The organism is Paenibacillus sp. TCA20 (assembly GCF_000732325.1).
Lineage (GTDB): Bacteria > Bacillota > Bacilli > Paenibacillales > Paenibacillaceae > Paenibacillus > Paenibacillus urinalis.
Map to the genome: position 1 here is coordinate 1 of NZ_BBIW01000018.1, position 18,161 is coordinate 18,161.

Consider the following 18,161-nt stretch of genomic DNA (forward strand, 5'->3'; position numbering starts at 1 on the left):
TTCGCTCGACTTGCATGTATTAGGCACGCCGCCAGCGTTCGTCCTGAGCCAGGATCAAACTCTCCGAAAAAGAGAGCGATTAAGCTCATTTAGAAAAACTGACGAGAACATAATGTTCTCTTTATTTTGCTCGGTTATCATACCGTCTGACGACTTGTACCATAACCTCGCGTTTAGAATTTTGCAGTTGCAAAATTCTGCTCACTCGTTGTTCAGTTTTCAAAGATCAAATCTTTCATTTTCTCGCCGTCGCTCAATTTCAGCGGCGACTTTTATAATGTATCACATCCGATTCAGTAATGCAAGACTTTTTTTGAAGAAATTTTTTTACCATCTCGCTTCGTCTCTATTGCAGAGACAACTTACTAAAAAGGAACGAGTTATAATTTATCATATTATAACTCAATAGGTCAACTGTTTTATAAAAAAAATTTAACGATACTATTCCGAATTCATATAACAATTTGTTACTTCTACTGAACACAAAATACATATTAAAAAGTTCACGCAAAATAATAAACCTCCCTATTACTAGAGAGGTTCTATATCAGTTTATTCGTTTACTTGATCTGTGGAAACCGCCCGTTCCGCGCATATTTGGATAACTCCTTCGCTGGTGCAAAACGTGCGTACATTCGGAAAACTGTCTTATAACGGTTTGCAATGGCGTAACGGATGTCATGATCTAATCTTGAATCACCAAGATCCAATAACATCTCATCAAGTTCTTTTCTTAGGACGTAATCGAGTTCTTTACATTCTTTTTCATTAAACAGCATTCCGAGCATCGAACTTCTCCTTCATCTACTTTATTTGTCTGACTAACAAGATGTTTTATTGTTATGCTCAAGTTTTGGGAAATTTATGAATCATAGCCGAAAAATTTTTTACTGTACCAAGAAGTATGTCAATGTGCTCTCTATAATAGCAGCAATAAACAAAAGTATTACAATCCATAAGGATGCGGTCGCCGTCTGTCTCATATATGCACCTAGTCTAATGGATCTCGTGCTTGTTTCCATACCGATTTCACCCAGCGCCTTATATATCATTACACCGAGCTTCAGTCCAAAGGCACAAGCAATAATAATGGCTGGAATTTCGATAATGCCATGTGGCAGCAAACCTTTTACTACGACCTCGTAATAGCTAATTCCCTGCTGCCATGCTGCATGCAACAAGAAGCCTAGCACTCCGCCATTTATGATTAAGAAGATTACGGGGATAATTCCGCCGAGTGCTCCTGCAAAGATGACAAGCACACCTTTTATGGCATTATTGAAAAAAATAAACGTGAAAAAGCTCCACTGGACATTCTCACTTTGCCGCAGCTCGTTGCTGATCTCGCTAAGTCCACTGATTTGCTGAAGCATGATATCCTGCAGAACTCCTGTACTCATCCAACCGAGCACTCCACCACCTATAAAGATCAGTGTTGCTACGAGTATGTATCGAGATATTGATCGAGCATCCATTAAAAAGGTTTGAAAACGAAACATCTTCTTATTACCCTCTTCCTTAGAAATTAAACCAACCCATTTAGCTATCAGATCTTTGATAGTACGTACTAGTCATATGTACAAGGTACGAGCATACACATAAAAGTAAACGAGCCTGCTAATGGGAGGAGCAATGACATGAACTCATATTTCTATGTATTAAACGGGAGAAAAATCAAAAGGTTCCTCATCGTGTTCGCCGCTGCAATCTTTACACTCGGGATCATCTATATTGAAACAGAGGATATTTCCGTGTTCTCCGAAGGCGGAGCTCCTGCAGCTGTATACAGTGTACCTACGGAGAAGAAAGTGATCGCTCTTACATTTGATATCAGCTGGGGTGACAAGCGAACAGAACCTATTCTCAAAGTACTGGAGGAGCAAAATGTCCAGAGGGCTACCTTCTTCCTATCCTCTCCCTGGAGTAAAACCCATCCTGAGATCGTAGCTTCCATAAAGGACGCAGGTTATGAAATTGGAAGCCATGGTCACAAGCATGTCAATTACAGCAGTCTGACGGATGAAGAAATTCGCAAGCAGATTTCAACAGCACATAGTATTTTAACCGAAGTATCCGGAAAAGAACCGAGCTTAATTCGTTTGCCAAACGGTGATTTTGATAAACGAGTCCTTCGTATCGCTGATACTTTGAATTATCAAGTGGTTCAGTGGGACACCGATTCCCTGGATTGGAAGAACCCTGGCGTCGACCAAATCGTAGATCGTGTTGTAAGTAAAGCTCATCCTGGAGATATTGTACTCCTGCATGCCAGTGATTCTGTTAAACAAACCCATGAAGCCCTTCCTCAAATTATCGAGCAGCTACGTCAAAAAGGATATGAGTTCGTTACTGTATCCGAATTGATCAATCAATCTAATGTTAAAGGTGCCGAAGTACGCGATCAAGCGATGAACGATACACAGCTTTAACACTGCTGCTCTATTTTTGCAATAATTTGCTCGACCTAGTGATCGGCAGATGAACACTTGAATATAAAATAAAAGAGCTAACCCCGGTTAGCTCTTTGGCATTTTTTTCAATTTACAGACGTATTCATGCTTGATGTCTTCCCTCCGACCGGCTTACTGTCTGCCGTATGATTGCTTGATGCGTCACTTGACGCTGGTGCAATGCGGTGCAGCATTAGAATTTGATATGTATTGCAGGCCAGAAGTGGAATAACGGTAAAGGCAGTAGCTGAATGATCCCCTATGCTAAGCACTCCGATTGTCTCAACAATTGTCAATGCAATCATGAAAAATAATGTCGGTATAAGGGCATGATTATTGGTAGCTCTCACTTTAAAATAAGCGGTTACAACAGCGGTCAATAGAATAATGATGCCGAGGATAAGGTCCGATGCTCCATTTCCTTCGTTCATGAATATCCGGAAAAACATTAATTCGAGCAAGGCAAGGGCTGTTAAGGCAAGCTGAATATAAGTCCATGTTTTTTGAGAAAAGGTGCCTCGTCCCATATAGTTCAAGATCAAATAAGCAAAAAAACCAAGCTGTGAGTACAAGCTGATCATCATGCCCGAGCCGAACAGAATAACCAGATACAAAAGATAATCCGCTGTTCCTGAGGATACATAATCACCGGTCGTAAGAATAAAGCCTGTAATCAGTGAAGCAATTCCCCCGACACATAAGGTTCGCCAAAATAAATAAAACCATTTCCTTAAATTCAAACCTTTTCCACCTCCGAGTCTTTATTTTACCAACCTTCTCAATAAAAAACCATGGCTTATCGGACATAATTATCGTGTATTCCCCTCATACTACAATCAGTATCTTAAAAAGGGGCTGTGAGGCGCGTGAAATGGCATAATTTACGTTACTTGTGTTTGGTAGGCGGTATGGCCACCCTTTTATCCGGATGCGGGTCTGATCAAAGCTCTGGATCCCAAGGCGGCAGTTATAAAGAAATGAAGACGATGGTCGTTGATATTTTGAAAAGCGATGAAGGTAAAAAAGCAATGGAGGAAGCCCTTCTTGGTCAAAGCAGTACAGGAAGCGGCGGCGGTGAGGGCGGTTCGGAAGAAGAATCAGGATCCGGAGGCGGATCTGGTTCAGGATCAGGCGGAGGCTCTGCTTCAGGAAGCTTTGGTATTCGAATGCTTACTTCAGGCGGATCAAGTGAGGATATTCGTCTTGCGGTCAAAGACACCCTCTCCTCCCCTGAGTACAAGAAGGAATTTGAAGAGATCATGAAGGACCCGAAATTTGCAGGAGAATTTGCCAAGGTGGTTAACGCCCAGAGCAAGCAAATTCACATGGAGCTTATTAAGGACCCTACGTACCAAAAGTCGATGGAGGATATGCTGAAATCTCCTGAAATGCAAAAAATGATGCTGGAGCTCACTCAAAGTGCTGATTATCGCAAACAGACGATGAGTGTCATGCAGGAAGCTATGCAGAATCCACTCTTCCGTATGGAAGTTATGGAGCTGCTGCAGGCCGTTGTCAAAGAGGAGCTGCAGCCTAAACAAAGTGAAGGCGCTGGGGGAGCTCAAGGCGAAGGTGGCGGCGGCGAAGGCGGCGGCGGTGGTGAAGGCGGGAATGAAAGCGGCGGCGAAGGCGGAGAAAGCGGATCTGGTGGCAGCAGTTAACCCTATTTGAGTCTTAACCTAATAAAAAAAGCCAAGCCAATCATGGCATTAGCTCGTCCATAAGACGGCCTATGACATCAGTGCGGCTTGGTTTTTTTATTCAATATTTCTATTCAACAGTTGTCTTATCAATAATCGCTGCTGCAACATCATTATACATTTGTCCGATCTCTGTATGATCCTTATAAACCGATGGAGAGAAATCAGGCTCAGAAATGTGATTATCCGGATTACCGAGTGGAATTTGGGCGAGCAATTCCGTATGCAGGCTTTCGGCTAACCGGCCCCCGCCGCCTCTTCCGAATACATAATCTTTCTCTCCACAGGATCCGCATTGATAATAAGCCATATTTTCGATTACGCCCAGAATGTCATGCTGCGTCTGTATCGCCATCGCTCCAGCTCGCGCCGCAACAAAGGCTGCTGTAGCATGGGGTGTCGTTACAATAATCTCTTTGCTTTGCGGTATCATTTGATGTACATCCAGTGCAATGTCTCCTGTACCTGGAGGCAAATCAAGGATCATATAATCAAGACTCCCCCAATTCACATCACTGAAGAACTGTCTCAGCATTTTCCCCAGCATCGGGCCTCTCCAGACAACTGGACTGTTCTCTTGAACGAAAAAGCCCATAGACATCACTTTGACACCGAAACGCTCCACAGGCTGAATTGCTCCATCCACCACTGCAGGCCCCTCTTCAATCCCCATCATATCGGGAACGCTGAAGCCGTAAATATCCGCATCAATGATTCCTACTCTCTTCCCCTGCCTCGCGAGGGCAGCAGCCAGGTTTACGGAAACCGTCGATTTGCCGACTCCGCCTTTGCCGCTTGCAATGGCGATAAACTGAACTCCTGACGCAGGATCTAGGAGATCGTTATTCTCCATCCCTGCAGCGTGTCCTTTGACCAGCACTTCTTCATCAGTTGGTTCTGCTGCTTCTGTATTCCTCTTCTTGCTATCCCCTAACGCGCCTTCTCGCTCCATGTCTGAAGCATTGCGAAGCCGCACATGGACTTCATTCACTCCTGCCTGACGCAGTACAGAGGCTGCCTGATCTTTAAGCGTTCTGCGAACGTTTTCATCTTCAGTCAAACAAATCATGGTCAAATGGATTCGATCCTCTTTAACCATGATATCGCGAATAAAGTTCAGATCTGCATACCGAAGTCCGCTCACAGGCTCCTGAATGTCAGATAATAATTCCAGCACTTGGTCTCTTGATAACATGATGATAGCACCTCAGCTTTATCTATTGGCATGTATTCCTTTTATACAAGTACAGATCTATTATAACACTCTGAGGTGCATTATTTTAGTTTTTCATTTTTTCCCCTGAGGCATATCTCAAAATTCCTTTGTAGACAGATGCTGCTACCTTACGCTGATACTCATCCTCTGCCAGTAGTCTGGATTCTTCGGGATGTGACAGAAAGCCCACCTCAACAAGCACAGACGGCATTTTTAATGCTTGAAGCATATATACGGTGTTAACAGTTTTTGCGATTCGATCTGTATTCTCTAGGTTTCGTCTAATCTCGTCCTGAATGAGTGCAGCAAAGTTTGGATTATCTTCATGATTCGGGTAATAGAATACCTGTGCTCCGCTCCAGCGATTAGAAGGGATGCTGTTCATGTGAATGCTAATAAACATATCCACCTGCTTATCCTCAATCATTCTTACACGCTGCTTCAGATCCTCTGTTTTTCGTTTGGAATATCCCTTGGTATCTTCAGGAGCGAGGTCGACATCTGTTTCTCTGGTCATGACCACAGTAGCACCTGCTTGCTGCAAATAGTCCCGTAAATACAAGGCTACAGCTAAATTGATATCTTTCTCAATAACCCCTTGCTTGCTCACGGCTCCCCCGTCTGGACCACCGTGCCCTGCATCCAGAGCAATGACCTTCCCTGACAACGGCAGGCTCCAATAATTCCACGTTTTAGATGCCGGTACCTCATATATAGCGATACAGACAAATAGAGCCAGCAGAAGAGCTCCCAGCAGGACTCTCTTCATGGTTCGAACATGAATCCACACCAAGAGCTTATTCGAACGTTTTTTTCGCATAAAAAAGCCACCTCCGATCCAAACTGACCATAATGATCTATATGGGACGAGGTGGACAAATATTCATTTATATAAGGACAAACCTAAATTATGTGGTTACCTGCTGCTCCGTCATACCCTCAATCAGCACTTCCGCTACTTCCGGGCGCGTAAATTCCGGCGGCGGGCATTGTCCCTCTCTCAGGAGCCCTCTTACTTTCGTACCCGACAATGTTAAATGGTCCTCTTTGCCATGCGGGCAAGTCTTGCTGGAGGCCATATTTCCGCATTTCGTACAGAAGAAGCTGTGTTCGAAGAATAGCGGAGTAATCCCAAGCTCCTCAGCTGTAAAATTAGTGAAGATCTCCTGGGCCTCATAGGTACCATAATAATCGCCTACCCCTGCATGATCACGGCCAACGATAAAATGAGTACAGCCATAGTTCTTGCGGACCATCGCATGGAAGATCGCTTCCCTCGGACCTGCATAACGCATCGCTGCCGGAAATACACCCAGGAAAGTCCGATTCGCCGGATAGTAATTCTCGAGCAGAACCAGATAACTCTTCATACGGACATCCGCCGGCACATCATCTGACTTCGTCTCACCAACAAGTGGATTAAGGAACAGAGCATCCACAATCTCCATCGCACTCTTCTGAATATATTCATGTGCACGGTGAACAGGATTACGTGTTTGAAACCCTACCACTGTCTTCCAGCCTTTGGCTTCAAACTGTTCACGTGTCTCTGCCGGATCATAATAAAATTCTTCGAACTTCGCTGGCTGCTTACGATTCAACACTTGAATCGAACCGCCTACGTAAGTTGTATGGCGTTCAAACAGCTTTTTCACACCAGGATGTTCTTTATCATTTGTTTTATAGACTTTTACTGCTTCAACCTCATGATCTGCCTTATACACACTTTCCACAGTCAGCGTCCCATAGATCACACTATCTTCCTGACCTACTAGAGCAATGACCTCACCGATTTCAAACGATGCTGCATACTCGGGATTCACATCAAGTGTAATCGGAATGCTCCACACCGTACCATTTACAAGTCGCATGTTATGAACTACAGACTGATAATCCTCTTCATTTAAAAACCCGGTCAACGGAGAAAATGCACCCACACCAATCAAATCCAAATCCGATATGGTCCAATTGGTAATGGGCAGCTGTCTTAGCTCCTTAGCTTGCTTGAGCTGTTCTTCTCGCTCTGCACCTGTTACAATCCGATTAACTAGTGTTCCACCATGAGGCAATATCGCAGCCATGAACCCATCTCCTTATGAGCGATTGTCTATAACGATGATTTGAAGTTACGCAAGCTATTTAAATTTAATAAATTGAATCGCTTATTTGTGCAATCCACACTCCGTTTTATCATTACCTGACCAGCGTCCTGCTCGGGGATCTTCTCCCGGCATTACCTGTCTAGTGCAATATTCGCATCCTATACTTGGGTAATTTTGATCATGGAGCGGATTATAGATCAGATTGTTCTCCCGAATATAGTTCCATACATCCTCGTTCGTCCAGCCCGCAATCGGATTGAATTTCATTAGGCCAAATTTCGTATCGTACTCTACTTTCTTTGCATTTGCGCGAGTAGGTGCCTGGTCACGACGAATTCCGGTAATCCATGCATCATATTGAGATAGGATACGTGTCAAAGGCTCTACCTTTCTAATGTTGCAGCATGCATTCGGATCAGACTTCCACAGCTCTGCACCATGCTCCTGCGCTTGCTCTTCGGGTGTAATCTTTGGTGATACTCTGACAAAATCAATATGATAACGAGCTACAAGACGATCCCGTGTCTCATATGTTTCTTTAAAATGAAAATCTGTATCTAGATAAAATATGTCTGATTTAGGACTGATTTTTTGAAGCATATCAACCAAGACAACATCTTCGGCACCAAAACTGCAAGCAAATGTGATGTTCGGAAATGTCTCAACAGCAAAACGAATAATATCCTCCGGCGTTGCATCCTCGAGCTCGATCGCTTTAACTCTAGCCAATTCTTCTTTTTCTAACAAATTCATTTGTACTTGCCTCCCATATGTGTACTACCTTACATTAAAACCTACAATTTAGATATGAATTACAATTAAGTATAAATCTTACCAGGAGAAAGTCAATGCTAAATCCAACTTTTTTACTAAGAATTTAAGGTTTTTTTGAAACTTTATTTGTTTTTGATAAAAAGTATGCAAAAAAAGCCTGTTCTTCGTTAGTAAAGTGACCATTCAGAAGTAGACACGGGCAGCTCCGAAGAATACCCAATGCATTGTCTGTTTAGTTTAACTTTAAAGAAGAACAAGCCTTTTACAATTTCTAAGGTAAAACGATGAAGATTCGTGTTTCACTGTACATTTAGTGCCTATAAGGATGCTTGCTCAAAAACTCCAGTGCATGGAAGAGCATAACCGAAGCCTCTGCCCGTGTAATCTCCGCTCTCGGAGAAAAGTTAAGCTTATCATCCAGCTCTGTAATATCCCAAACTAATGAGCGCTGAATGGCGCCTTGGTAAGCAGGTGTGATGTCATCTGCATCTGAGATTTCCTCAGGCTTGATATTGATCAGCGGCAAACCGGCGTATTTCTCGATCATATCTATGAGTAATGCCGTATATTGCTCCTTGGTTATTGAGGATGATGGTGTCAGCTCCGCAGGAACCGAAAGGCCATTGTCATTAAAGTCTATGAATGCATCTGCATACCAGCCTTCAAGCCATACCTCACTATACATTTCAACTGTCTCGCCTTCCAACTTAAGCTCTTCCTTCTTGTCGCTAGAAATCGACTTAAGACCTCCTGCAATCAATTGTACAGCCTCAGCAGTCGATAAGGAGGACTCAGGCTTAAATTCCCCGTTCCCTATCCCTCTGACGATACTTCTTTCCTGTAAGGAACGGATCTCCGCTTCCCCATATGTACCTTGAATATCCGTGAAGCCGACATTTGCATACGTTAAGCCACTACCTAATGTAATAGCTAAAGAAACCGCCATGAACCCAATCACATTTTTATTCAATCGTCGCATCGTTATAACCTGCCTTCTAATTAAATTAAGTTGTTATAAGAAGAGGATTCCTTCTTGTACTCTAAACGATGACGTCCTTCAGAAGGTTGCAGCAATGGCATAGGATGGGATTGAGGAAGTTGTTCTAATGCGCTACTAAAGAATATAAGCGCGGACACTTTAGAGAAGGATAGGCAAAGTAAAATAAAAAACCTCTGACCGGATGGCCAGAGGCTGTAATCTTGGAGAACCAAGATAATATTAACGTTTCGAGAACTGTGGTGCACGACGAGCGGCTTTAAGACCGTATTTTTTACGTTCTTTCATACGTGGGTCACGAGTCAGGAAGCCTGCTTTTTTCAGACCTGGACGGTATTCTGGGTCAGCCTTCAGAAGTGCACGGGAGATACCGTGACGAATTGCCCCTGCTTGACCAGTGATACCACCACCATGAGCGATTACGAGAACATCGTAGTTACCCAAAGTTTCAGTCAGTTCAAGTGGTTGTTTAACGATCAGTTTGAGTGTTTCCAAACCGCCGAAATAATCGTTGATGTCGCGTTTGTTAATGACAATGCGTCCTTCACCCGGTACAAGGCGAACACGTGCTACCGAATGTTTACGACGACCTGTCCCATAGTATTGTACTTGTGCCATGAAACTGTCCTCCTTTTAATTATCCGCGAAGTTCGTAAACTTCAGGTTTTTGTGCTGCATGTGGATGTTCAGCGCCAGCATATGCTTTCAGTCTAAGCTTCATTTGGTTACCCATACGAGTCTTAGGAAGCATGCCGTGTACAGCGAGTTCGATCATGCGTTCTGGTTTGTTTTTCACCATATCTTTAGCAGGAGTGACTTTCAGGCCACCTGGGTGCATAGAGTGACGGTAGTAGTTTTTGTTCTCCATTTTCTTACCAGTAAGAACAATTTTCTCTGCATTGATGACAACAACGAAATCGCCAGTGTCAACATGTGGAGTAAATTGTGGCTTGTGTTTGCCGCGGATCAAAGCCGCAGCTTCGCTTGCCAGACGGCCGAGCGTTTTGCCTTCAGCATCAATGATGTGCCAATTACGCTCAACTTCATTAGGCTTCGCCATATAAGTGGTACGCATGAAAAGTTCCTCCTTCAAATGTCGCGTTCATAATACGCATAAATGTTAGTCGTTTATATTCGTTAAGTTCAACTGTTTGTTTTGATGGATTGGTGTTGCATTTTGGTTGTTCACTTAATTGGGGCTGTGGGAAAGCCATTAAGAAAACACAACTTATATATTACACGATTGCAGCCCAGTTCGCAAGGCATTTATCCGAGGTTTTTTTTAGAAATCCTCATACTCCACATTCCACAGCATCAGCCCTTTGCTAACCGCCGTAGGCCCTGCTGCAGAGCGGTCCTCTGCCTCCAAGATCAACTTCATCTCTTCTGGCTTACGCTTCCCTTCTCCGACCTCCAGCATCGTACCGACAATAATACGGACCATATGCTGCAAGAAGCCGTTTCCCGTAATAAACAGATGTATAACACCTTGATCTCTCGGGTGGCCTTTGCGGCTCATGGAACTATCAACTGTAAGCTCTGCCTCATACAGTGTCCTGATATGAGATTGCTTGGTGGAGTGCCGGGAGGCGAAAGAGGTAAAGTCATGAGTCCCAAGCAAGTATGGGAGACTCTCCCGCATCGCTTGTATATCCAGCTTACCTGGATGATGCAGCTGCGTCCGTCTATTAAATAGATCGAGAAACTGATTGGCATTAATGGTGTAACGATATGTTTTTCTCTTGGCAGAACGTCTGGAATGAAACTCAAGCGGAACTTCGTAAGCATCGGTGAGTATGATGTCCTCAGGCAGTCTGCCATTCAGCGCCATACACCAGCGATCGATCGGAATCATGGATTCAGTATGGAAATGAAAAACCTGTCCAATCGCATGCACTCCAGCGTCTGTACGACCTGATGCATGTATTTTGACCGCCTCACCTGTCAGTGATTTGATCGCTTCTTCAATTCGATCCTGAATGGTGTTCCCGATCGGCTGGGTTTGGAAACCAAAATAATCCGTACCATCATAATTCACCTTCATACATATGTTCCGCATCGAATTCACACCTTTATCCCATACTAAGCACACAGCCTTCTAAGTCAAAACATACAGCTTCCAATCCTCATTACAATGAAAAAGAGCTCCTATCGGAGCTCCTCCCCAAACCGTCGCTTCAATGAGGCAAGGAAAAAAAGGGCATGTTCAGAATATAAATCCTGTCACCCTTCCCTCACTTTATGCCACTATTTACGCGCGGTCTACCAGTTCCAAGTAAACCATAGGCGCAGCGTCACCGCGACGAGGTCCTAGTTTCATGATACGAGTGTATCCACCTGGACGCTCAGCGTAACGTGGTGCGATTTCGCCAAACAGTTTTTGAATTGCATCCTGTTCACCATCAATCGTCTCACGACGTACATAAGCAGCCACTTGACGACGTGCATGAAGATCCCCTTGCTTCGCTTTGGTGATCAGCTTTTCAGCGATAGAACGAACCTCTTTCGCTTTTGCTTCAGTCGTTTGAATACGCTCGTACAAGAATAGATCCGTTACGAGGTCACGGAACAATGCTTTACGAGCACTGGAGTTACGACCCAACTTTTGGTATGCCATGTTTTCCCCTCCTTCACTTCAAACAATCGCTTGCTATTCTTCTGTACGAAGACCCAAACCTAGCTCTTCGAGCTTCTCTTGCACTTCTTCCAAAGATTTGCGACCAAGGTTACGTACCTTCATCATGTCTTCTTCAGTCTTAGTGGTCAATTCCTGAACCGTGTTAATACCCGCACGCTTCAAGCAGTTATAGGATCGAACAGATAGATCGAGCTCTTCGATCGTCATTTCGAGTACTTTTTCTTTTTTGTCTTCTTCTTTTTCAACCATGATCTCTGCATCTTTAGCTTCGTCAGTCAAACCAACGAACAAGAACAGGTGCTCGGTTAAAATTTTGGCGCCAAGACTAACTGCTTCTTCTGGACGAATGCTTCCATCAGTCCAAATTTCAAGCGTCAGCTTGTCATAGTTCGTTACTTGACCAACACGCGTATTCTCAACACCATAGTTGACACGTGCAATCGGGGTATAGATGGAATCCACAGGGATGACGCCGATCGGTTGGTCATCGCGTTTATTCCGATCCGCTTGGACGTAGCCACGACCGCGATTGGCAAAAATACGCATGTGTAGTCTCGAACCTGGACCAAGAGTTGCGATATGAAGATCCGGGTTAAGGATTTCCACATCACTATCCGCACGAATATCTCCGGCTGTTACAGCCCCTTCACCTTCAGCATCAATCTCAAGAACTTTCTCTTCATCCGAATGAATTTTCAAAGACAAAGCTTTCAGGTTCAAAATGATTTCCGTTACGTCTTCCATTACGCCAGGAACTGTAGCAAATTCATGCAACACACCATCGATCTGTACCGATGATACTGCTGCACCTGGAAGCGAGGAAAGCAAGATACGGCGAAGCGAGTTGCCCAGCGTCGTACCATATCCACGTTCCAACGGTTCCACCACAAATTTGCCATAAGTGCCATCATCATTGACGTCTACCGTCTCAATTTTCGGCTTTTCGATTTCTATCACTGCAATACCCCTCCTTCAAAACGTCCTGTCCTATATGAAACATTTACCTTATCTAGTGTAGCCATGTAGTATGCCTAAACAACCATTATTAACAGATTGTGCCGGATTATACCACACTAAGGGGGCAAATCTCATTAGACACGACGACGTTTTGGAGGACGGCATCCGTTATGTGGCACAGGAGTTACGTCTTTGATCAGGTTAACTTCCAGACCTGCAGCTTGCAAAGAGCGGATAGCTGCTTCGCGGCCAGCACCTGGTCCTTTAACCATAACTTCGACTGCTTTCATGCCGTGTTCCATTGCCGCTTTAGCTGCAGTTTCTGCTGCCATTTGAGCTGCGAACGGAGTCGACTTACGGGAACCTCTAAATCCAAGACCGCCGGAGCTTGCCCAGGAAATAGCGTTACCGTGTGGATCCGTAATGGTAACAATTGTGTTGTTGAACGTGGAACGGATGTGTGCCACGCCAGACTCAATATTTTTACGGTCACGACGTTTAGTACGTACGACTTTTTTCGGTTTAGCCATTGTAGATTATCCTCCCTTCTTATTTCTTTTTGTTTGCTACAGTACGACGAGGACCTTTACGCGTACGAGCATTTGTTTTAGTACGTTGTCCACGAACTGGAAGCCCACGACGGTGACGAATACCGCGGTAGCAGCCAATCTCAGTCAAACGTTTAATATTTAAAGAAATTTCTCGACGAAGGTCACCTTCTACTTTAACCAATTTGTCGATACCATCACGTAATTTGCTCACTTCATCTTCCGTCAGATCACGGACACGAGTATTTGGACTAATGCCTGTTTCGCTCAGAATTTTCTGGGAAGTCGTTTGACCGATTCCGAAAATGTAAGTCAAGGCGATCTCAACGCGTTTGTCACGTGGCAAATCCACACCAGCTATACGAGCCATTTTACGCTACACCCCCTTCTATTAACCTTGTTTTTGTTTGTGTTTCGGATTTTCGCAGATGACCATTACATTACCTTTGCGGCGAATGACTTTGCATTTCTCGCAGATAGGTTTTACAGAAGGTCTTACCTTCATGTTGATTACCTCCTCAAAGTTTTACGATGAGTAAAACTGACTTCGAAAGCATTCCACAGCTTCTATGGAAGCAGTCTCTTGTACATAGGGTACACCAAGATTGCATTCACATGCAAAACTGTTGTAACTCTCATTCGTTATTTCAGAAAATGCACCTTACTATTTACGATAAGTTATACGCCCTTTGGTTAGATCATAAGGCGATAACTGAACAACCACTTTATCTCCTGTCAGAATGCGGATAAAATGCATCCGCAGTTTGCCGGATACGTGAGCTAGAATTTGATGACCATTTTCAAGCTCTACTTTGAACGTTGCGTTAGGAAGCGGCTCTATAACCGTTCCTTCCACTTCAATGACATCTTCTTTGGCCACAGATAGTCTCCTTTCTTCTTCAGCTTTGAACTTCGCTTGCATTTATGAACTGCTGGACTGCATAACGCAGTTTTCCGTTCGTAACCCGTCCAATTTCGTTAATACTGTTTACAACCTCGCTGCTGATCATCGGCTGGGGATCCAGATGAAGAAGGTTCTTCTTCTTAGCTCCATCAAACTTGCGTTTGTCCCCGTCAGCAATATATACATATCTGTTGTCCTCAACAGCGATGACTACTGCAAACTGGCCAGCATCCCTGCCTCGAAGGATTTTTACGATTTGACCGATTTGTGGGATTTCTTCATTCATCTTCTCATCACCTACGCATCTCGCCTTCGCAAAAATGGAGTACAGATCGACCGTCATACGACATTGCAAACAATCGAATATAGCTGGGCAACCCATGCACTTTCGGTTCATCGACTGAAGTACAAATACTGGCAGGAAAACCGTGATAACCTGTGAAAGACGACACAGCCCCTTGACTGCGATGATATTGATCAGTCATTTGGTGAAGTTCTCCGGTCAAAACCCGGGATAAATAATGAACCGTCTGATCTTCCTGTACTTGCGTACCGGATAAACGCGTCTCACTCTTCCAACCCAGTTCTGCATCGGACTTACAAATGATCATTACCATTAACCCCGCAGTAAGGATACGATCTCTTGCGATACCGCATGAATTTCCTGTTCCCCGTCGATTTGACGCAGAAGACCTTTGTTCTCATAAAACGTGAGGAGTGGTGCTGTTTTGTTGATATATTCGTCAAGACGAGTACCTACGCTCTCTTCGTTATCGTCAGAACGCTGATACAACTCGCCGCCGCATTTATCACAAATACCTTCCTGTTTAGGCGGGTTAAAAACAACATGATACGTAGAACCGCAATTTTTGCACAAACGGCGACCCGTTAGACGAGCCAGCAATTTGTTACGGTCAACCTTCAAGTTGATGACATGATCCAAACCAGTATTTAAACGTTCCAGAATACCGTCCAGTGCTTCTGCTTGTGAAATGGTCCGTGGAAATCCATCCAACAGGAAGCCCTTCTCACAATCAGGCTGCTGAAGACGTTCTTCAACAATACCTATGGTAACATCGTCTGGTACAAGCTTACCCTGATCCATGTATTCTTTAGCTTTAATCCCAATAGGAGTTCCTTGCTTAATCGCCAAACGAAATGCATCGCCTGTCGAAATGTGAGGAATGCCGAATTCATTAACAATCGCTTCTGCTTGTGTCCCTTTTCCTGCCCCAGGAGGGCCCATGAATAAGATGTTCACGTTATGTCACTCCCTCCAAGACTATCCCTTCAACAAGAAACAGCACAATAGGTGCCGGTCTTAGCAACTCACCAGCAAGGGCGAACTATTGCATTCTTTACCGGAACCTATGGCTATTTATTGATGAAACCTTTGTAATGGCGTTTGATCAATTGACTTTCAATTTGCTTAGTCGTATCCAATGCTACACCAATAACGATCAGCATGGAAGTACCAGCAAGCTGTGCAACTTGAGGCAAACCGGAAAGTGAGCCCAAGAATACAGGTAGAACGGAAATGACAGCCAAGAACAAAGCTCCGGTCATCGTCAAACGAGTCAAGACACGGGACAAGTATTTCTCAGTTGCTTTACCCGGACGAATGCCTGGGATATAACCGCCGTTCTTCTTCATGTTATCAGCCATTTGCTGCGGGTTCATCTGCACGAAAGTGTAGAAGAACGTGAAACCAATAATCATGATAACATAGAGCACCATACCCAACGGTTTGTCATAAGACAAATGCGTTGTAACCCAGTTCGCCCAGCCATAACCCGCCCAGAACGAAGCGATAATGATCGGAAACTGAAGAAGTGATACAGCGAAAATAACAGGGATAACGCCCGCCGCATTGATTTTCAGCGGAATATGGGTGTTTTGTCCACCATACATTTTGTTACCTACAACACGTTTTGCATATTGAACCGGAATCTTCCGGATCGCCTGCTGGATGTAAATAACCCCTACAATGGTCAGGAGAAGAACCAGTGCCACAATAACAACCTTAAGGATGTTCATGAACAACTGATCTGCCTGAATGAATTCTGATTCTATTGTTGTACGGATAACATTTGGAATGGTAGCAACGATACCGGCAAAGATAATGATTGAAATCCCGTTACCAATACCTCTTTCCGTAATCTGCTCACCAAGCCACATAAGGAATGAAGTACCTGCCGTCAATACAATCGCGATGACAATATAGTCAACGAAAGTCGCATTAGGCACCATTTCCTGTCCATACAACCGGTTAAATCCGATCGATGTACCAAATGCTTGGATTAATCCCAACACCACTGTACCATACCGAGTGAGCTGGGCTAATTTTTTCTTACCATGCTCACCTTGTTTGGCCCATTCCGCAAGTTTCGGAATAACATCCATCGATAACAATTGTGTAATGATGGATGCTGTAATATATGGCATAATCCCTAGCGCAAAGATCGAGAACTGGAACAACGCTCCGCCTGAGAATGTGTTCAGAAGACCAAACAATTCTCTGCCTTGCGAATCTACCGCGTCGAATACTTCCTTGTTAACTCCTGGAACAGGAACAAAGGAGCCGATACGGTAAATAATTAGAACAAAGAGAGTGAACAAAATTCGTTTTCGAAGATCTTCGACTCGCCATATATTCTTAAGGGATGTGAGCATTAGATCACCTCGGTTTTACCGCCGGCAGCTTCGATTTTCTCTACCGCAGATTGAGAGAACTTATTCGCTTTTACTGTAAGTTTTACAGTAACTTCGCCATTGCCAAGAATTTTGATGCCAGATTTTGTGTTATTCACAATACCTGTTTCAACCAAAACTTCTGGAGTTACTTCTGTACCTGCTTCAAAACTATTCAGATCTTCAATGTTCACAACCGCATATTCTTTGCGGGTAGGGTTTACGAAACCGCGTTTTGGCAGACGACGATACAGTGGGTTTTGACCACCCTCGAAGCCTGGGCGAACACCACCGCCAGAACGAGCGTTTTGACCTTTGTGACCGCGACCTGAAGTTTTACCCATACCGCTACTTGGACCGCGACCTTTACGTTTGCGTTCTTTACGCGATCCAGGAGCTGGAGAAAGCTCATGTAACTTCATCGTTGCACCTCCTTAATGATTTGTGGGAACAAGCCCTATGATGCTATTCCTTATGCCTCGATTTCTTTAACAGAAACCAAGTGACTTACTTTATTCACCATACCGCGGATCGCAGCATTGTCGTTATGAACCACAGTTTGGTTGAGTTTACGAAGACCGAGTGTGTTAACAGTCGTTCTTTGTGTCTCAGGACGTCCGATCAAACTGCGAACGAGGGTAATTTCCAGTTTAGACATGAGATTCCCTCCTTAGCCCCGAAGCTCTTCGACAGTTTTTCCACGCAATTTCGCTACATCTTCAGCGCGTTTCAAGCGGGACAAACCTTCCAAGGTCGCATTGACCATGTTCATGGAATTCGAAGAACCCAGTGATTTTGTCAAAATGTCACCCACACCAGCAAGTTCCAGAACGGCACGAACTGGACCACCAGCGATAACCCCAGTACCTTCAGCAGCTGGTTTCAAAAGAACACGGCCAGCTCCGAATTTACCAGTGATCAAGTGAGGAATTGTTGTTCCTACGAGTGGTACGTGGATTAGATTTTTCTTAGCATCTTCAATACCTTTGCGGATCGCATCAGGTACTTCGCCTGCTTTACCGATACCAGCTCCAACCCAGCCATTGCCATCACCGACAACTACCAGAGCGCTGAAGCTGAAACGACGTCCGCCTTTTACTACTTTAGCAACGCGATTAATATTTACAACTCTTTCAGTGAGTTCTAAAGTGTTAGGATCTACACGCAAGTCGTTAACCTCCTTT

The 18,161-nt window shown here is 44.2% G+C and carries 26 protein-coding genes and 1 rRNA gene; 2 read left to right on the forward strand and 25 right to left on the reverse strand.

From position 1 onward, the window contains the following. The 3 genes from TCA2_RS23550 to TCA2_RS23560 all read right to left on the reverse strand — a co-directional run. Positions 1-70: ribosomal RNA gene (locus TCA2_RS23550) — 16S ribosomal RNA — on the reverse strand; the annotation flags it as partial. Between the two features lie 490 nt (positions 71-560). Next, a complete protein-coding gene (locus TCA2_RS23555; RefSeq protein WP_047914054.1) occupies positions 561-788 on the reverse strand; it encodes a hypothetical protein in 228 nt (75 codons plus the stop codon). A gap of 99 nt (positions 789-887) precedes the next feature. After that, entirely contained in the window at positions 888-1,499 is a 612-nt protein-coding gene (locus TCA2_RS23560; protein ID WP_047914055.1) for a stage II sporulation protein M, read from the reverse strand. A gap of 138 nt (positions 1,500-1,637) precedes the next feature. Between TCA2_RS23560 and pdaB the strand changes: the two genes are divergently transcribed. Further along, positions 1,638-2,429, forward strand: a complete 792-nt coding sequence (pdaB, locus tag TCA2_RS23565) for a polysaccharide deacetylase family sporulation protein PdaB (RefSeq protein WP_047914056.1) — start codon at positions 1,638-1,640, stop codon at positions 2,427-2,429. A gap of 107 nt (positions 2,430-2,536) precedes the next feature. Here the strand turns inward: pdaB and TCA2_RS23570 are convergent, their stop codons facing one another. Continuing rightward, complete coding sequence (locus tag TCA2_RS23570; RefSeq protein WP_047914057.1) at positions 2,537-3,190, reverse strand: KinB-signaling pathway activation protein; 654 nt, start codon at positions 3,188-3,190, stop codon at positions 2,537-2,539. Positions 3,191-3,316: 126 nt separating this feature from the next. Here TCA2_RS23570 and gerD point away from each other — a divergent pair, with 126 nt between their 5' ends. Continuing rightward, positions 3,317-4,111, forward strand: coding sequence for a spore germination lipoprotein GerD (gene gerD, locus TCA2_RS27030; protein ID WP_047914058.1), 795 nt, complete (start codon positions 3,317-3,319; stop codon positions 4,109-4,111). 109 nt (positions 4,112-4,220) lie between these two features. Here gerD and TCA2_RS23580 read toward each other — a convergent pair whose 3' ends face one another. From TCA2_RS23580 to rpsE, 21 genes are all read right to left on the reverse strand, one after another. After that, positions 4,221-5,345, reverse strand: coding sequence for an Mrp/NBP35 family ATP-binding protein (locus TCA2_RS23580; protein WP_047914059.1), 1,125 nt, complete (start codon positions 5,343-5,345; stop codon positions 4,221-4,223). A gap of 85 nt (positions 5,346-5,430) precedes the next feature. Next, positions 5,431-6,186 (reverse strand): N-acetylmuramoyl-L-alanine amidase CwlD, encoded by a 756-nt coding sequence (cwlD, locus tag TCA2_RS23585; RefSeq protein WP_047914060.1) that lies wholly within the window; start codon positions 6,184-6,186, stop codon positions 5,431-5,433. Positions 6,187-6,274: 88 nt separating this feature from the next. After that, on the reverse strand, positions 6,275-7,447 hold the full coding sequence (gene sat, locus TCA2_RS23590) for a sulfate adenylyltransferase (protein ID WP_047914061.1): 1,173 nt from the start codon (positions 7,445-7,447) through the stop codon (positions 6,275-6,277). 81 nt (positions 7,448-7,528) lie between these two features. Next, the gene (locus TCA2_RS23595; RefSeq protein ID WP_047914062.1) at positions 7,529-8,221 is read right to left on the reverse strand and encodes a phosphoadenylyl-sulfate reductase; all 693 of its coding nucleotides are present in this window, start codon (positions 8,219-8,221) and stop codon (positions 7,529-7,531) included. A gap of 331 nt (positions 8,222-8,552) precedes the next feature. Further along, the gene (locus TCA2_RS23600) at positions 8,553-9,221 is read right to left on the reverse strand and encodes an S-layer homology domain-containing protein (RefSeq protein WP_047914063.1); all 669 of its coding nucleotides are present in this window, start codon (positions 9,219-9,221) and stop codon (positions 8,553-8,555) included. A 240-nt stretch (positions 9,222-9,461) separates the two neighbouring features. Next, a complete protein-coding gene (rpsI, locus tag TCA2_RS23605) occupies positions 9,462-9,857 on the reverse strand; it encodes a 30S ribosomal protein S9 (RefSeq protein ID WP_047914064.1) in 396 nt (131 codons plus the stop codon). Positions 9,858-9,876: 19 nt separating this feature from the next. After that, a complete protein-coding gene (rplM, locus tag TCA2_RS23610; RefSeq protein WP_047914065.1) occupies positions 9,877-10,314 on the reverse strand; it encodes a 50S ribosomal protein L13 in 438 nt (145 codons plus the stop codon). A gap of 207 nt (positions 10,315-10,521) precedes the next feature. Continuing rightward, the gene (gene truA / locus TCA2_RS23615; RefSeq protein ID WP_047914066.1) at positions 10,522-11,298 is read right to left on the reverse strand and encodes a tRNA pseudouridine(38-40) synthase TruA; all 777 of its coding nucleotides are present in this window, start codon (positions 11,296-11,298) and stop codon (positions 10,522-10,524) included. 192 nt (positions 11,299-11,490) lie between these two features. Continuing rightward, positions 11,491-11,856: a 50S ribosomal protein L17 gene (gene rplQ, locus TCA2_RS23620; protein ID WP_047914067.1), complete on the reverse strand. Its 366-nt coding sequence runs from the start codon at positions 11,854-11,856 to the stop codon at positions 11,491-11,493. A gap of 33 nt (positions 11,857-11,889) precedes the next feature. Continuing rightward, positions 11,890-12,834, reverse strand: a complete 945-nt coding sequence (locus TCA2_RS23625) for a DNA-directed RNA polymerase subunit alpha (protein ID WP_047914068.1) — start codon at positions 12,832-12,834, stop codon at positions 11,890-11,892. Between the two features lie 134 nt (positions 12,835-12,968). Next, positions 12,969-13,364: a 30S ribosomal protein S11 gene (gene rpsK / locus TCA2_RS23630; protein WP_017692100.1), complete on the reverse strand. Its 396-nt coding sequence runs from the start codon at positions 13,362-13,364 to the stop codon at positions 12,969-12,971. Positions 13,365-13,383: 19 nt separating this feature from the next. Continuing rightward, on the reverse strand, positions 13,384-13,752 hold the full coding sequence (gene rpsM, locus TCA2_RS23635; RefSeq protein WP_047914069.1) for a 30S ribosomal protein S13: 369 nt from the start codon (positions 13,750-13,752) through the stop codon (positions 13,384-13,386). Positions 13,753-13,773: 21 nt separating this feature from the next. Continuing rightward, positions 13,774-13,887, reverse strand: a complete 114-nt coding sequence (gene rpmJ, locus TCA2_RS23640; protein ID WP_003333770.1) for a 50S ribosomal protein L36 — start codon at positions 13,885-13,887, stop codon at positions 13,774-13,776. A gap of 159 nt (positions 13,888-14,046) precedes the next feature. Continuing rightward, positions 14,047-14,262, reverse strand: coding sequence for a translation initiation factor IF-1 (infA, locus tag TCA2_RS23645; protein ID WP_006212898.1), 216 nt, complete (start codon positions 14,260-14,262; stop codon positions 14,047-14,049). A 19-nt stretch (positions 14,263-14,281) separates the two neighbouring features. Next, complete coding sequence (locus TCA2_RS23650; RefSeq protein WP_047914070.1) at positions 14,282-14,572, reverse strand: KOW domain-containing RNA-binding protein; 291 nt, start codon at positions 14,570-14,572, stop codon at positions 14,282-14,284. Between the two features lie 7 nt (positions 14,573-14,579). Beyond that, positions 14,580-14,897, reverse strand: a complete 318-nt coding sequence (locus TCA2_RS27035) for a hypothetical protein (protein WP_152557835.1) — start codon at positions 14,895-14,897, stop codon at positions 14,580-14,582. A gap of 5 nt (positions 14,898-14,902) precedes the next feature. Then, positions 14,903-15,547, reverse strand: coding sequence for an adenylate kinase (locus TCA2_RS23655; RefSeq protein ID WP_047914071.1), 645 nt, complete (start codon positions 15,545-15,547; stop codon positions 14,903-14,905). Between the two features lie 113 nt (positions 15,548-15,660). Further along, positions 15,661-16,959, reverse strand: coding sequence for a preprotein translocase subunit SecY (gene secY, locus TCA2_RS23660; RefSeq protein WP_047914072.1), 1,299 nt, complete (start codon positions 16,957-16,959; stop codon positions 15,661-15,663). After that, positions 16,959-17,399 carry a 50S ribosomal protein L15 gene (rplO, locus tag TCA2_RS23665; RefSeq protein ID WP_047914073.1) on the reverse strand — a complete coding sequence of 147 codons (441 nt, stop codon included), beginning with the start codon at positions 17,397-17,399 and terminating at the stop codon, positions 16,959-16,961. Before rplO ends, secY begins: the two co-directional genes overlap by 1 nt. A gap of 50 nt (positions 17,400-17,449) precedes the next feature. Continuing rightward, positions 17,450-17,635 (reverse strand): 50S ribosomal protein L30, encoded by a 186-nt coding sequence (gene rpmD / locus TCA2_RS23670; RefSeq protein ID WP_047914074.1) that lies wholly within the window; start codon positions 17,633-17,635, stop codon positions 17,450-17,452. Between the two features lie 12 nt (positions 17,636-17,647). Then, complete coding sequence (gene rpsE / locus TCA2_RS23675; RefSeq protein WP_047914075.1) at positions 17,648-18,145, reverse strand: 30S ribosomal protein S5; 498 nt, start codon at positions 18,143-18,145, stop codon at positions 17,648-17,650. Positions 18,146-18,161 lie beyond the last annotated feature (16 nt).